We start from the raw sequence: 15,217 nt of genomic DNA on the forward strand, positions 1-15,217 counted from the left end.
GCTGGTCTGATGATGGTTGCGATAAGATGATCAAACTTAGGGTCGCTTTACGCAGCCAAAAATTCGATCTCATCACTAATATTTTCAGGAAATCCGCAGCTTAATGATGAGGTGCGACAATTTGAATTACACCCTTTTCAATATTGCTAACCAGTTCAAGCGTTTTATTGATGATAGGTTCAAGGCATTGCTCGTCTTTGCCGTCAATGAAGTTTTCAATCTCTTTTCGTTTAAGATTGTATATTCTGTAAATCCCAAAGTCCAGGTCATTAGCATTGAACTGGAACATTTCTTTTAGGAAAAACTTTAATTGGTCAATTGAATTTTCTTTACTCATTTCGTCTTTTGTATGAATTCGCTAATTTACGTTTTTAAGTCGGTGCGTTGGATAAAAAGTGGCTCTTTTGGTTTTGCCGAAGGGTCGGCTTTGCGTGTCGGGGCAAAACCAAATGTGCCGCTTCGTGACTCCAGCAACAATACAAAATACGTAGTACGCAATACTTAAAAGCCCTATTCCGGACAACACAAAATGCGTAACCCATTGATGGTAAAATATAGCTAGCGTTTCGCTCCACCGGCCTTTTTTCAGCTCCGATCTTAATTCCCCCCCTACCTCGGCACCTCAATCTTCCCCAAAATATCCTTAATCACATCCTTCGTCGCAAAACCTTCCATTTCCCGCTCCGGCTGCAAGATAATCCGGTGATTCAGTACCGGATAAGCCACGTACTGAATGTCCTCTGGCGTCACAAAATCCCGCCCATTGATGGCCGCAATCGCTTTGGAACTGCGCAAAATGGCCAGCGAAGCGCGTGGCGAAGCACCTAGGTACAAATCGCCGTGTGTACGCGTTTGGGTAACGATGTGTGCGATGTAGTCCAGCAGGTGGTCTTCGATAAACACGGACTCCACCAGGTCGCGGCATTCTTTGACCAGTTTGGGCGACATCACTTTTTTCACCTCCTTTTGCAAGTCCGTTTTAGATCCCGTGCGGAAGCGGCGCAGGATGCTCTTTTCCTCCTCCAGATTGGGGTAATCGATGTTGATTTTCATCAAAAAACGATCCAACTGGGCTTCGGGTAATTTATAGGTACCTTCCTGTTCGATGGGGTTTTGGGTCGCCATCACAAAGAAGGGGTATTCCAATTGGTAAGTCGTGCCATCCACCGTAATCTGGGCTTCTTCCATCACCTCAAACAGGGCCGCCTGCGTTTTGGCGGGGGCACGGTTGATCTCGTCGATCAGCACCACGTTGGCAAAGACCGGGCCAGCTTTGAAGGAAAAATCCACCGTTTTTTGGTTGAACACCGAGGTGCCGATCACGTCGCTGGGCATCAGGTCGGGGGTAAACTGGATGCGCGAGAATTCTACATCCAGGGTTTGAGCCAGCAGTTTAGCCGTGAGGGTTTTGGCGATGCCAGGTACACCTTCCAGCAGCACGTGTCCATCCGCCAGCAGCGCGGTAATCAGCAAGTCGATCAGCTCCTGTTGGCCGACGATCACCTTGCCCAATTCGGTACGCACCTCATCGATGGCGGCATTGACTTTGCTCAAATCCAGGCGGTTACGGCCCCAATGTCCAGTGGTGCTTTCGGGTACAAGTGGGGATTCAGTATACGTCGTTTCTTCAGGGGCATCAAAAGACTGCTCCGCAGCGTTTGGGTTCATTTCTTCTGGCACTAGCATTTATTTACAGTTTTTGTAAAAGCTTTCAATTTGTTGATGGAAATCCGCCAGGATTCGCTCCTGGATTTCTGGTGAAAAGTCGATGGCCCGGTACAAGTCCAGGATTTTTTGGATCCTTTCCACTTTGATTTCGGATTTTACACTGAGCTGATCGACAAATTCTTCTTGCAATTCGCGGGTTTGGATTTTATACCGATCACGCACAAATTGCAAAAAGAGTTTCATTTTTTGGAGCACCAATTGTCGATGGTTGTTTTGCAAAAAATACAAACGCCCAATGGTGCGGATAAAAGCCAGGGAGTTGTTTTTGTTGGTGGGTAAAACCGGAATGATGCGCTGGCGGCGTTTGATCCTGACCAAAAAATACAGCAGGGTAGTCCCCAACAGCGTATACCAGGCCCAGGCTAGGGGTGGCTGGCTCAAGATGTAACTCAAGGGGCTGGGACGGTTAAAATCGCGGCGGCGGCGGCCCTGGCCATCGGCGTTCATGTTTTCGGCCACGGCTCGATTGACCTTGCTGGTACAATCCCAATACACTGGGCCTGCGGGTAAATGGCCTAGTGCGGCTTCGGCATATTGTTTGCCACGCTGATTGATCATAAACAGGTTGGTAAAAAACAAGGGATTGCTGTGCAGGTAAAAATGGCCTATCCCGTAGCGGATGCGCACAAAATTCGTCTTGCTCCCGTTGAGTTGCCCCAAGGCCACAAAACCATCCGGATCATCACAAAAATACCCCCGATCAAAGAAATGCCAATCGTAGATGCTGTCGGGGTCAGTTGTGCGGTAAGTAAAATCAAAGGGTTTTTTCTGGCGTAAATCGGGGTGCAAAAAATTGGCTTCCACCCCCCTATCCTGGTAATAATTCAAATTCTCCCATTTGTCTTCCTTACAAGTTTTGGGATACAATTTGGCCATCAGTCTGAAAGGTAAAACCTGGGTAGCAATAAAGGCATCGTTGCCATTGTACACAAACGTCAACAACGTTTGGACATCGGCGGAATCAAGGAATTGCCCGGCCCCGACAAATACATAGTTGGATTTTTCAGTGGGTTCGGTCGGCAAGGCCTTTTGGACACGTTTTTTGAGCAAGGTGAATTTTTCCGTTTTCGCTTGTGTTTTGAGGAGTTGAAAAACCACCGCCAGGCCATAAGGGCCCTTGCTCAGTTCCTTGTAATGCTCGTTCCAGGTGTAGGTACGCCCCCCATTGCTGCTGATCAAATAAATCAATAAGCCGAGCAGAATAACCACAACCGCAGTGAAGAAGAAATATTTTGATCTCATACGGCAACATTAACTGAGGGTGGAGAGGAAATGGTGGAGGGTGTCGTTTTTAAAAAAGATTGAAAACCTGGTTCAATCTGCTCAAATTGCGCCTGGTTCAACTGTTGCCCCCCGTAACGTACCCGCTCAAAAATCAAGGTCAGCACGCGAAACTCGCCGTAGTGCTTCGAGCTGTGCATTTCTTGTAAATACTGGCGATTGGTTTTGTTTTTACGCCAGGTGATGGCCCTTTGGGTCGACAATTGTTTGAGTACTTCCAGGTAATACAAACGCACGGCTAACGCATAATCATTTTGCCCAATGGCCTTGTTGATGTAGGGGTACAATTCCGTTTCTTGTAGGTTTTCTTCTATTTCCTCGATGCTCAGATTTTCAATGATTGCTTTTTTAACCGCTCGGTTTTTAGGCGCGTTCAGGTAGTGCCGCAGAAGCAAAGCTAAAATGACCACCAGCATTAAACCCGCCAAAACTTTGAGTACCAGCATTACGGCAGGTCCCAGTTGAGGCCATTCAAATTTCACATTTTCTTTGGGTGTCCGCGGTTTTGGTGGCTTCTTTTTTTTGATGCTGTAATCCAGGCCTTCGATGGATTTTTGCCAGGTACCTTCATCAAAACGTTGAGGTTGGATGGGCTCGGAAAGGTATTTCTCTTGTTGGGGGTTGACATAGCCTTCTTGTGCAAAAATGGCATTCGCAGCAACATTTGCCCATAAAAAAACCAGGATTGACCAGATTCGGTAGCGCATATAGATTCAAAAATAAGCAATTCTTTTAAGTTGAACGACAAATTTGCGGGTCACGGGCTGTAAAACCTTTAAATTTATTGTACGAAATTTTATCTTCCTGTACTTAAATCCTTTAGCATTGATTACCTTTGCGGGCAATTTGGAAACGAGTAAGCCATGCCTAAGGACAATTCCATCAAATCAGTGCTGATCATCGGGAGTGGGCCCATTATTATTGGTCAAGCCTGTGAATTCGATTATTCCGGTTCTCAAGCTTCTCGCTCCCTGCGCGAAGAAGGAATCGAAGTCACCCTCATCAACTCCAACCCTGCAACCATCATGACCGATCCGGTTACGGCAGACAACGTCTATTTGTTGCCGCTGACCGTGGATAGCATTGTGCAGATTTTGGAAGAACGCAAGATTGACGCCGTATTGCCTACCATGGGCGGACAAACTGCACTGAACCTTGCAATCGAAGCCGATAAGCTGGGGGTTTGGGAAAAATACGAGGTGCGCATGATCGGTGTCGACATCGCCGCCATCGAGTTGACCGAAAACCGCGAGGCTTTCCGGCTGCACATGATCGACATCGGGTTGGACGTAGCGCCTTCCTTTATTGCCAACTCCTTTTTGGAAGGCAAAGAAGCTGCGCAAAAAATCGGTTTCCCCTTGGTGATTCGCCCTTCGTATACCCTGGGCGGAACGGGTGGTGGCTTTGTCCACAAAGATGAAGAGTTCGACGCAGCCCTGCGCCGCGGTTTGAATGCCTCCCCTACCCACGAGGTATTGGTGGAAAAAGCGGTATTGGGTTGGAAAGAATTTGAATTGGAGTTGTTGCGCGACAAAAATGACAGTGTGGTCATCATTTGTACCGTAGAAAACTTCGACCCCATGGGCATCCACACGGGCGACAGCATCACGGTGGCCCCCGCCATGACCCTTTCCGATACGGCTTACCAGGATATGCGCGACCAAGCCATCCTGGCGATGCGCTCACTGGGCAATTTTTCCGGGGGCTGCAACATCCAGTTTGCCCAAGATCCGGTTACCGAAAAGTTGATCGTCATTGAGATCAACCCACGGGTGTCACGTTCTTCAGCTTTGGCGAGTAAAGCGACGGGCTATCCCATCGCTAAAATCGCCGCAAAACTGGCCATCGGATACAACCTGGACGAACTCAAAAATCAAATTACCAAAACCACCTCGGCATTCTTTGAGCCTACGCTCGATTACGTGATTGTGAAAATGCCGCGTTGGAACTTCGATAAATTCCCCGGTGCTGACAATTCCCTGGGCCTACAAATGAAATCGGTAGGTGAGGTAATGGCCATCGGGCGCAACTTCCTGGAAGCGCTCCAGAAAGCCTGCCAATCTTTGGAGAATGGCCGCAAGGGCCTGGGTGGCGACATCAAGGAATGGGTAAGAGTGGAGGATGTACTAGGTCGCTTGGAAGTGGCCAGCGATGACCGGATTTTCCGCATCAAAGATGCAATTCGCCTGGGGGTTCCCCTCCAAACGATCCAAAAATTGACGCACATCGACCCTTGGTTCCTCAAACAAATCAAACGCCTGGTCAAATACGAAAAGCAACTAATCAGATACAACGTACCGGATGATCTCCCCCCCGATTTTTTCCGCGAACTAAAGGAAGTCGGCTACTCCGATGCCCAAATTGCCTGGACCATGCGGGTCAATGAGGAGGATGTGACCAAGATGCGCAAAAAACTGAACATCCGCCGGACCTATAAAATGGTGGATACTTGTGCCGCTGAATTTGAGGCCAAAACACCCTATTTCTACTCCACTTTTGACAGTGAAAACGAGAGTATCCCTACTACAGATAAGAAAAAGGTGATCGTACTGGGCTCCGGGCCGAACCGGATTGGACAGGGCATCGAGTTTGACTACTGCTGTGTACACGGTCTGCTGGCCATCAAAGAGGCTGGTTACGAGGCCATCATGGTCAACTGTAACCCTGAAACCGTCTCGACCGACTTCGACATGGCGGACAAACTGTACTTCGAGCCCGTATTTTGGGAACACCTCGAAGAAATCATCGAGTTGGAAAAACCAGAAGGGGTCATCGTGCAGTTGGGCGGCCAAACGGCGCTCAAACTGGCCGAAACCCTGCACAAAAAAGGCATCAAAATCATTGGTACCAGTTTTGCCAACATGGACCTGGCCGAAGACCGGGGTGCTTTCTCCGACCTGCTTAAAGAACTGGACATTCCTTATCCCGACTACGGCGTGGCTGAAGATGTGGATGAAGCCATTCGGATTGCCAATAAAGTAGGTTATCCCGTGCTGGTGCGTCCAAGCTACGTATTGGGCGGCCAAAGCATGCGCATCGTAATCAACGATCAGGAAGTGGAACGCCAGGTGTTGTCCATCTTCAAACACATGCCTGAAAACAAGGTCTTGATCGACCACTTCCTGGATCGCGCCAAAGAAGCCGAAATTGATGCCATTTTTGACGGTGAAGACATCCACATCATGGGCATCATGGAGCACATCGAGCCGGCTGGGATTCACTCTGGCGATAGTTCGGCGGTGCTGCCGACCTACAGCCTTTCGGTAGATGCAGTAGCCACCATGGTGGAACACGCCGAAAAACTGGCGCGTGCCCTCGACATCCGTGGCCTGATCAACATCCAGTTTGCCATCAAAGACAATAAGGTGTATGTGATTGAAGCCAATCCACGGGCTTCGCGGACTACGCCCTTTATTGCCAAAGCCTATAAAGTACCTTACTTGAAATACGCCACCTTGGTGATGCTGGGCACCCACAAACTGAAAGATTTTGACATCAAACCACAGCCAAGTGGTTATGCGATCAAAGTACCCGTGTTCAGCTTTGAAAAATTCCCGAACGTGGACAAGCAGTTGGGACCAGAGATGAAGTCAACGGGCGAGGAGATTCGGTACATCCGCGATTTGAGTGATCCGTTCTTCAGGGAGTTGGATCGGAATCGGTCGGTGTACTTGACGCGATAAATGGGCGGCTAAGCACCACAGAATCTATAGTGAATCTAAGGTGTCTTAGGTTTCTTAGGTGGTTAAAAAGAAAAAAACCTGCGAAGCAGGGTATTCTTTCACCACCTAAGAAACCTAAGACACCCAAGGAATCACCTAAGTAGCGGTGCTTTATTTAATCAACTTCATCACTTTCTTGATCTTATCATTGGGCACCATCAGCGCCAAATTGTACTGCTTGATTTTCCATTCCACACCACTGCGCTCCAACACTCCCGAGCCTCGGCACACGCCCATCCAGGTATCCAACAACTCATCCCACCAGGCGTAGCGTCCATCGGGAGATACGGCAATGCTGCGGTTTTTGGCCTTAAAATCCCAGGCGCTTTCTTTATCAAAAGCCTTTTGCATGTCTTTACGCATGGCTTCGCGTTGCCAACGTTCGCTGGCATCCGTGCCCAGAAAGACCCCATCGGCGCTCATTGCACCAAAAAACTGATCCTCATCGGCCTTGGCGGCTGCCAGATGCCAGGCATCGATCACCTCAACAATCTCCTTTTGGCTATCCGGCGCAGTGGTGATACAATTGTCTTTGCGGCGGGTGTCGGTGATGCCAATGATTTTCCAACCTTCAGTGGTTTTCATCAACTGGAAAGCATTGACTCCACAGTGGCTCATTTGATCGCCCACATAAAAGGTATACTCTGTCCAAACCGCAGCGAGGTTTTGATCAATCCTCACATCGTAGCTCCAGATGCGTTCGTCCAGCATTTTGGGCGAGGGTTTGCCTACCGAAGAGATGAATCGGCTGAAAGATTCGCTGACCATGCGCGGTTTACCTTCCCGATCGACCGTGGTAGTGCGCAATTGTGCTTCGGGGTGGGAAATGGCTTTGATGCGTACGCTGTCGTTGGCGCGCATACCGTCAAAAAGTTGTTTGATCACGTTGATCACCGCCGTGCTCTCATCCGTTTGGGCACTACCAACAGTACAGCACGCGCTGAAAAGCAATACAAAAGGCAAAAATTTCATGTTGTATGGTTTTATTAGAGTTGAGGGAGGTTGAGAAGGTCGAGGGAGGTTGAGGCTGCCGCAGCAATCCTTACACCTCGACTACGCTCGGTGACCGGATTCCTGCGGTAGCCTCAACCTTCCTCAACTTCCCTAAACCTTCTCAACCATTACATCAGTCCTTCATCAGCAAAGCTGTAATAGCCCGATTCACCAACGATCAAATGGTCTTGTACCAAAATATCCAATTGCAGGCCAGCCTTGCTCAGGCGTTGGGTCAAATCCAGATCGGGCTGGCTGGGGCGCAAACTTCCCGAAGGGTGATTGTGACATAAGATCAGACTGGCGGCATTGTATTCCAGGGCTTTTTTAAAAATCACCCTGGCGTCAACCACTGTGCTGGACAAACCGCCCGCGCTGACTTTTTCTCGCCCAACCATCCGATTGGCTTGATTGAGCAGCAAAATCCAGAATTCCTCCGTGCTCAAATCGAGCAAGAGCGGCCCCAGCGCCAGGTAAGCATCCTTACTGCTGCTGATCTGGGGGCGTTTTTGCAGGGGCAACAATTGTCGGCGCTGCCCCAACTCCAGGGCAGCAATGATGGAAATGGCTTTGGCTTCTCCGACCCCGTTAAAGCGGTCAGTGAGTTCTTTGATGCTGCAACGCCCCAATTCATTCAAATCGGCGTTGTAAGCCTGCAAAATCCTTTGCGCCAAACCCAAGGCCGATTCATCTCGGTTGCCAGAACCCAGAATGATGGCCAACAATTCCGCGTCGGTCAGTTGTTTTTTTCCTTTGAAGAGCAGTTTTTCGCGTGGACGGTCCTCTTCCGCCCAGCTTTTGATGCTGATTTTTTCCTTTGGATCGACATACATAAAAATCAATTTTACAACGATGAGCAAATCAAAACAATCCAAAGGCTATGTAAATGTATAAGGCAAATGAGCGGAAGGTCAATAATCTCCGTTCCGTTTCTTATGTTTGAGCTAAAATAGAAGATATTTTTGAAAAGTGGAAAAAGATTTGCGGTTTAGGCGGGAAGAAAAGCTCAAAAGCTGGTCGGCAATTGGGCGGATGTTTAAGGAGGGGCAGTCTTTTGGCCAATATCCCTTGCGCTTTGTATGGCTACCTATGGAAGCTGGGAGTGCTGATTTTCCTGTACAATTCACGGTAAGTGTCCCTAAAAAGAAGTTCAAAAAAGCCGTAGATCGCAATCGCTTGCGCCGCCAAATTCGTGAAACCTACCGGCTCCACAAGCAGATCCTTTACCGCAATCTTGACCCTACCCAACAAGTTTATGCGCTGATGGTGATTTATGTAGCCAAAGACATGCTGGAATATCCTGAAATTGAAAACAACATGAACCGGGGTTTGCGTCGCTTGTCAAAAATATTGCGCGAGCTGCCGCCTCAACCAACGCCAAAGGAGGATTAAAGCTCTTTAAGGGCGACAAAAAAATAAGTGCTCATTTTGCCCCACTATTAAGGCGTTATTTTTCACCTGATCATTCACTACCAATGAATACAATTTTACGCTATATTCTTTTGAGCCTCGTTTTAACCACTGGAATTTTTGCTCCCGCTTTTAGCCAAAAATTCCTGGCCCTGGAGCGCTATGGTAAAGCCAAAAACATTCACATCCCCATTGGTGCGGTGATCACTTATCAATTGCGCGATGGGCAAGGCTGGTATACTTCGGAAATTGTGGATTTGAATTTTAAAGACTCGCTGGTGATTTTCCCCAAAATTGCCATGCCGCTGAAAAACATCGTGGCGCTGCGTTACGATCAAAATTGGGCAAAGGGAATTGGAAACTCCCTGCGGTTGTTTGGCCTAAGCTGGTCAGCTATTGCCTTGGTGGGGACTTTAACAGATAAAAATCCGACCACCAATTATGAATGGGGCGATGCCATTCTGACGGGCAGCACTTATGCTACGGGCTTTCTCTTGCCCCGCATTTTTAAGTATAGAACTGTGGAATTTGGTAAACGCAAACGCTTGCGCATCATGGATACGCGGCCTTCGGAGCGGTAATTATTTTTTGAGTAAAAAATATTCAATCCCCAATCGATACCCATTCAAGCCTAGCCCCACGATACTGCCCACACAACGTGAGGCCAAATAGGAATGGTGGCGAAATGCTTCCCGTGCATGGATGTTGGAAATGTGTACCTCTACCACGGGCGTCTTGACTGCACTGATGGCATCGGCAATCGCCACTGAGGTGTGGGTGTAAGCCCCAGCATTGATGATGATGCCGTCGAAAGAAAAACCTACCTCGTGGATTTTGTCAATGAGTACACCTTCATGGTTGCTCTGGAAATAATGCAAGTCCACATCGGGAAAGGTAGATACCAAAGTTTCAAAATAATCCTGAAAAGTCTGGCTCCCGTACACTTCTGGTTCGCGTACGCCGAGGAGATTGAGGTTGGGTCCGTTGAGGATGAGCAGCTTCATGAGAGATGAGAGATGAAAGATAAGAGATAAGAGATAAGAGATGCTACCGCAGCGTTTTTGACAATGACCTCGTCCATGTCCCTGCGGTAGCCTCTTTCATCTCTCATCTTTCATCTTTACTTTAGTTTGCTAGTTCCGACAAAAATTTCACCCGCACCATCAAGATTTCGTCCATGGTAATGTCGTCGTCTTTGAGGGCTTTGTAGGCCACTTTGGCGTCGTCTGTATCGGTACTCATGAAATAATCGTAGATATCGTCCCGAATGGCTTCGTCCATGGTATCATCCAGGTAGTAGTCGATGTTGACTTTGGTACCCGAGAGCACGATGGCGTAGAGTTCCTCCAGGATTTCATCCATCGTAATGTCGTTGGACTCGGCGATGTCTTCCAGGGGCACTTTACGGTCGATGCTTTGGATGATGTTGACCTTGATTTTGGATTTGTTGGCCACTTGTTTGACCACAAAATCGGTAGGGCGATCAATTTCGTTTTCTTCAACGTACTTTTTGATCAGTTCGATGAAGGCTTTGCCATAACGCACCGCTTTCCCGCGACTGACGCCAGAAATGTGGACCATATCGTCCATCGAGATCGGGTACTGGGTGGCCATATCCTCCAGGGAAGGATCCTGGAAAATCACATAGGGCGGTACGTTGTGGCGCTTGGCTTCTTTGCGCCTCAGGTCTTTCAGCAATCCGACCAATGTTTCGTCCAGTACCGAAGTACGGTTCGTTTCTTCATTGTTGATGTCGATTTGCTCTTTCTCGTAATCGTGGTTGAGTGGAATTTGGATGGGGTAAGTCTTTTTCAAGAAATCCCGCCCCTTATCGGTCAGTTTGAGCAGACCGTAACTTTCGATGTCTTTGTACAAAAGATCCTGCAACAGCGCATGGCGATACACCGATTCCCAGAAATTCACATCTTTACCTTTACCTACCCCAAAGGAAGGTTTTTTGGTAAACAGGTAGTCTTTGATTTCTTTGGTTTCCGTGCCGTTTACAAAATCGAGCAGGGTTTTGATGGTAAAGTTTTCATCCAGTTCATCTACCACCTTGAGTGCATCCTGCATCTCTTTGGTGACCTCAATCTTTTCTTTGGGATAGCGACAATTGTCACAGAGGCCACAATTGTTTCGACCATAATCTTCACCAAAATAATGCAGCAAGAACTGACGACGGCAGGCGGTAGTTTCCGCGTAGGCCATTACCTCTTGCATCAGTTGAGAGCCCATCTCGCGCTCGGCCACTGGCTTGTCGCGCAGGAATTTCTCCAACTTGAGCATATCCTTATAGGCATAAAATGCGATACAACGCCCTTCCAAGCCATCTCGTCCGGCACGTCCGGTCTCCTGATAGTAATTCTCGATGCTTTTGGGCATGTCGAAGTGGATCACAAAACGTACATCGGGTTTGTCGATGCCCATCCCAAATGCGATGGTAGCCACGATGACGTCTACTTCTTCCATCAGGAAATCGTCCTGGGTCTTGGTACGGGTTTTGGCATCCAAGCCAGCGTGATAAGGCGCCGCTTTGATGTCATTGACCTGAAGTACCTTGGCAATGTCTTCGGCGGCCTTACGGCTTTGCACGTAGATGATGCCGGATTGGCCAGACAAACTTTTGATCACCTGGATGATCTGGCGCATGGCTTGCTCAGGTTTTCCTTTGGGGCGTACCTCGTAATAGAGGTTTTCGCGGTTGAAGGAAGACATGAAAGCATGCTCGTTACGCAAACCCAGGTTTTTCAAAACATCGGACTGAACCTTGGGCGTAGCCGTAGCCGTCAGGGCAATGATCGGCACTTCCTGGCCGATCCCGTCGAGCATCGAACGAATCCGACGGTATTCCGGGCGGAAATCGTGCCCCCATTCCGAGATACAGTGCGCTTCATCCACCGCTACGAAAGAAACGTTGACGGTGCGGAAGAATTCAATGTTCTCGTCTTTGGTGAGTGTCTCGGGTGCAATGTAAAGCAACTTGGTATTGCCGTCGTTGATGGCCTGCTTTACCAGCTTCATTTGCGCTTTGGTCAGCGAGGAGTTCAAAAAATGGGCTACATCGTCGCTTTGGCTATAACCGCGAATGGAATCCACCTGGTTCTTCATCAGGGCGATGAGGGGTGAAATGACGATGGCGGTTCCCTCGGCCATGAGGGCGGGCAGTTGATAGCACAATGATTTACCTCCTCCGGTGGGCATGATCACAAAAGTATCTTCGCCGCTGAGTAAGTTATTAATGATTGCTTCCTGGTTGCCTTTGAACCCGTCAAAGCCGAAATATTTCTGCAAAGCCTCTTGCAATGTTTCTTGCGTCACTGTCATGGCTCTCGTGCTTTGATCTTTTGTTTTAGCTTACTTTTGCGCAGCGCCACCGTTCAGTAATACTGTGGTGGATGCACTTCGGTAGTTTTTGTGAATTTCTAAAAACTAAATATAACCAGAAATTAGGATAAAACATATACCTAACTGGTTTTTTTAGTGCAATTGTCTGGTTTTTTCCAGCCACCATGGAGGGGTAGGAAAAAAGCACGCGAAGATAATCAATTATTTCACAAAAGCAATTGAATTTTAACCAATTATCTAAAAGCTTTGAAAAAGGCAACAAGTACAGGAACATCAGGATGAAGGCTGCCGAAAACATTATTTTGAGTACTGCCCGCGAGACCATAGATATTGAGGTTGCAACCCTGCAAGACCTGAAAAATAGCTTGGACGAGGGCTTTATCGCCACAGTGGAAGCCATCTACCATTCGCCTGGTCGGGTGATCCTGACGGGAATTGGCAAAAGTGCCATTGTAGCCCAAAAGATAGTCGCTACGCTGAACTCGACCGGAACCCCTGCTATTTTTTTGCACGCTGCGGATGCTATCCACGGGGATTTGGGTATGGTGCAGACACATGACGTGGTGATTTGTTTGTCAAAAAGTGGTGAAACACCAGAAATCAAAGTATTGGTGCCCCTGGTCAAAAACATGGGTAGCATGCTCATTGGCATGGTGAGCAATAAAGCATCCTACCTGGCCAAACAAGCCCGCTACATTTTACATACGCCAATCGACAAAGAAGCAGACCCCAATAACCTGGCCCCAACGGCCAGTACAACCGCTCAAATGGCCATGGGTGATGCCCTGGCTACTTCCTTGTGCGCGCTGCGGGGTTTTTCGCCCCGTGATTTTGCGCAATTTCACCCTGGAGGTTCATTGGGTAAACAGCTCTATCTAAGGGTCAGCGACCTCTACCCGCATAATGCCTGCCCTAAAGTTAGCCCTGATACCAACCTTAAACGAACCATTCTGGAAATCACCTCAAAAAGACTGGGCGCCACTGCAGTAGTAGATGAGCAGGAAAAAGTATTGGGCATCGTGACGGATGGCGACTTACGGCGCATGTTGGAACGGATGGACAATTGGACCGATGTACAGGCCAAAGACATCATGACCGTGCAGCCCAAAAGTGTGTCCGAGCACACCATGGCCGTTCATGCGCTGGAGATCATGCGCAATCACAGCATTTCACAGTTGTTGGTGGTGAATGAGGATGAACGGTATGTGGGGGTGGTACATTTACACGATTTAATCCGCGAAGGCATCATGTAGGGTCGGCCCTATGTGGCCGACCAACCCAAAATGGTGGGTAGTCGTAAAGGGGCAACCACAGAGGGTTGCCCGTACGGTTGCCCATCACCGCAATTTTTCATTGTCCGCATGCCGCTGCGCGTCCCGCACGGTCTTTTTTTCCAAATTTTTCCGCATCGCTTCCGTCAAATCCACCCCGGTTTGATTGGCCAAACAAATGAGTACAAACAACACATCCGCCATTTCATCCGCCAAATCCTCCTTGGCGGTCAAAGCATCCGCCGGGTTTTTGAAAGACTGCTCGCCGTACATCCGCGCCATTAGGCGGGCTACTTCGCCCACCTCCTCCATCAGGATGGCGGTATTGGTCAATTCCTGGTAATAGCGGATGCCGATGGTGTTGATCCACTCATCTACGGTTTTTTGGGCTTCGCTTAAGAGCATGTTTAATTTTTTTATTTTAGGTGAAAATAAGGCAAATTTCAAACATGCTCTGACTGCATTATTCCTTGTTTTTGCTGTCGATGAGGATGGTGACGGGGCCGTCGTTGAGCAGGCGGACTTTCATATCGGCCCCAAATTCGCCCGTGCCTACGGGAATGCCTGCCAATGCTTCGAGTTTTTGTACAAAAGCCTCGTACACGGGGATGGCAAAATCGGGTTTAGAGGCCCGGATGTAGGAGGGGCGATTGCCTTTTTTGGTGCTGGCGTGCAGGGTAAATTGGCTGACCACCAAAAGGCCACCCTGGGCTTCCAATACTGAGCGGTTCATCACGTCGTTTTCATCGGGGAAAATGCGCAGATTGATCACTTTGTTGCACAGCCATTCGATGTCTTCGGCGGTATCGGCATCTTCGATCCCCACGAGGATCAAGAGCCCCGTTTCAATGGCTGACTTTATTTTTCCCTCAATGGTAACCGAGGCTTCGCTGACTCTTTGGATGACGAGGCGCATTATTCCTTTTTGCGTTTCAGGATGGCTTTTTGGTAACTGCGTACGGCGTAACTGTCCACGTGGGGTGATTCTGTGGTGCCTTCACCACTTTGCCGTACTGGCTTGGTCGGCATACTAAAGAACTCAACAATGAGGCTATCTTCTTCCAGGCGGTAATTGTTGACAATGGTACTTCCTTGGACACTAAAAGCACCACCAAAAACTGGTCCGACTAAGAATTGATCCAATGCGATGCCATTGCGTTCATCAATTACCCAATGCCCTTTGGCGGCATCCACAGGCTTGAGAATGTAGGGGCGATTGTCTTCGGATTGTTCGCCATAGATCAATTGCCAGGTATAGTGCCCGAGGGTGTCGGCAGCTTGGATTTTGAGCTGCATCTTTACCTTTTTAGGGGCGTTGGGCCCAGCATACCAGCTCAATTCTCCTTCCCAATGGCCTAACCAGTTTTGGGGAAAATCAAGGCTAGCCTGGGCTTGGCTCATTGCGCTGAAGCTCAAACCCAGGAGCAGGAAGAGTACATTTTTCATACCAAATCCGGTTATGATACC

15 protein-coding genes are annotated in these 15,217 nt (G+C 48.6%); 4 read left to right on the top strand and 11 right to left on the bottom strand.

The window, feature by feature from the left end:
• Positions 1 to 100: 100 nt before the first annotated feature.
• The 4 genes from ACEW9O_RS25510 to ACEW9O_RS25525 form a co-directional block, all read right to left on the bottom strand.
• Positions 101 to 337, bottom strand: coding sequence for a hypothetical protein (locus ACEW9O_RS25510; RefSeq protein ID WP_373553053.1), 237 nt, complete (start codon positions 335 to 337; stop codon positions 101 to 103).
• A gap of 272 nt (positions 338 to 609) precedes the next feature.
• On the bottom strand, positions 610 to 1,686 hold the full coding sequence (locus ACEW9O_RS25515) for an AAA family ATPase (RefSeq protein WP_373553054.1): 1,077 nt from the start codon (positions 1,684 to 1,686) through the stop codon (positions 610 to 612).
• Positions 1,687 to 2,970: a DUF4350 domain-containing protein gene (locus ACEW9O_RS25520; protein WP_373553055.1), complete on the bottom strand. Its 1,284-nt coding sequence runs from the start codon at positions 2,968 to 2,970 to the stop codon at positions 1,687 to 1,689. It lies immediately after the preceding gene.
• Positions 2,967 to 3,716 carry a DUF4129 domain-containing protein gene (locus ACEW9O_RS25525; protein ID WP_373553056.1) on the bottom strand — a complete coding sequence of 250 codons (750 nt, stop codon included), beginning with the start codon at positions 3,714 to 3,716 and terminating at the stop codon, positions 2,967 to 2,969. Before ACEW9O_RS25525 ends, ACEW9O_RS25520 begins: the two co-directional genes overlap by 4 nt.
• A gap of 156 nt (positions 3,717 to 3,872) precedes the next feature.
• On the opposite strand from ACEW9O_RS25525, the gene carB reads away from it, so the two are divergent.
• Positions 3,873 to 6,692 carry a carbamoyl-phosphate synthase large subunit gene (gene carB / locus ACEW9O_RS25530; protein ID WP_373553057.1) on the top strand — a complete coding sequence of 940 codons (2,820 nt, stop codon included), beginning with the start codon at positions 3,873 to 3,875 and terminating at the stop codon, positions 6,690 to 6,692.
• A 150-nt stretch (positions 6,693 to 6,842) separates the two neighbouring features.
• On the opposite strand, the gene ACEW9O_RS25535 is transcribed toward carB, so the two are convergent.
• Positions 6,843 to 7,703 (bottom strand): nuclear transport factor 2 family protein, encoded by an 861-nt coding sequence (locus ACEW9O_RS25535; protein ID WP_373553058.1) that lies wholly within the window; start codon positions 7,701 to 7,703, stop codon positions 6,843 to 6,845.
• 149 nt (positions 7,704 to 7,852) lie between these two features.
• Positions 7,853 to 8,557, bottom strand: a complete 705-nt coding sequence (gene radC, locus ACEW9O_RS25540) for a DNA repair protein RadC (protein WP_373553059.1) — start codon at positions 8,555 to 8,557, stop codon at positions 7,853 to 7,855.
• Positions 8,558 to 8,693: 136 nt separating this feature from the next.
• Here radC and rnpA point away from each other — a divergent pair, with 136 nt between their 5' ends.
• Positions 8,694 to 9,116 carry a ribonuclease P protein component gene (rnpA, locus tag ACEW9O_RS25545; protein ID WP_373553060.1) on the top strand — a complete coding sequence of 141 codons (423 nt, stop codon included), beginning with the start codon at positions 8,694 to 8,696 and terminating at the stop codon, positions 9,114 to 9,116.
• A gap of 83 nt (positions 9,117 to 9,199) precedes the next feature.
• Entirely contained in the window at positions 9,200 to 9,715 is a 516-nt protein-coding gene (locus ACEW9O_RS25550) for a hypothetical protein (RefSeq protein WP_373553061.1), read from the top strand.
• Here ACEW9O_RS25550 and aroQ read toward each other — a convergent pair whose 3' ends face one another.
• Complete coding sequence (aroQ, locus tag ACEW9O_RS25555; protein ID WP_373553062.1) at positions 9,716 to 10,138, bottom strand: type II 3-dehydroquinate dehydratase; 423 nt, start codon at positions 10,136 to 10,138, stop codon at positions 9,716 to 9,718.
• A gap of 121 nt (positions 10,139 to 10,259) precedes the next feature.
• Entirely contained in the window at positions 10,260 to 12,458 is a 2,199-nt protein-coding gene (gene recQ, locus ACEW9O_RS25560; RefSeq protein WP_373553063.1) for a DNA helicase RecQ, read from the bottom strand.
• A gap of 299 nt (positions 12,459 to 12,757) precedes the next feature.
• Between recQ and ACEW9O_RS25565 the strand changes: the two genes are divergently transcribed.
• Positions 12,758 to 13,732, top strand: a complete 975-nt coding sequence (locus ACEW9O_RS25565; RefSeq protein ID WP_373553064.1) for an SIS domain-containing protein — start codon at positions 12,758 to 12,760, stop codon at positions 13,730 to 13,732.
• Positions 13,733 to 13,816: 84 nt separating this feature from the next.
• Here ACEW9O_RS25565 and ACEW9O_RS25570 read toward each other — a convergent pair whose 3' ends face one another.
• Genes ACEW9O_RS25570 through ACEW9O_RS25580 form a run of 3 tightly spaced genes read right to left on the bottom strand, consistent with a single transcriptional unit; the run spans position 13,817 to position 15,196 of the window.
• On the bottom strand, positions 13,817 to 14,155 hold the full coding sequence (locus ACEW9O_RS25570) for a nucleotide pyrophosphohydrolase (protein ID WP_373553065.1): 339 nt from the start codon (positions 14,153 to 14,155) through the stop codon (positions 13,817 to 13,819).
• A 58-nt stretch (positions 14,156 to 14,213) separates the two neighbouring features.
• Positions 14,214 to 14,666 (bottom strand): D-aminoacyl-tRNA deacylase, encoded by a 453-nt coding sequence (dtd, locus tag ACEW9O_RS25575; RefSeq protein WP_373553066.1) that lies wholly within the window; start codon positions 14,664 to 14,666, stop codon positions 14,214 to 14,216.
• Entirely contained in the window at positions 14,666 to 15,196 is a 531-nt protein-coding gene (locus ACEW9O_RS25580) for a hypothetical protein (RefSeq protein WP_373553067.1), read from the bottom strand. The genes dtd and ACEW9O_RS25580 overlap by 1 nt, the downstream gene beginning before the upstream one ends.
• Positions 15,197 to 15,217: the final 21 nt, after the last annotated feature.

Origin of the sequence: Haliscomenobacter sp., from assembly GCF_041740695.1 — a bacterium.
Taxonomy (GTDB): Bacteria; Bacteroidota; Bacteroidia; order Chitinophagales; family Saprospiraceae; genus Haliscomenobacter.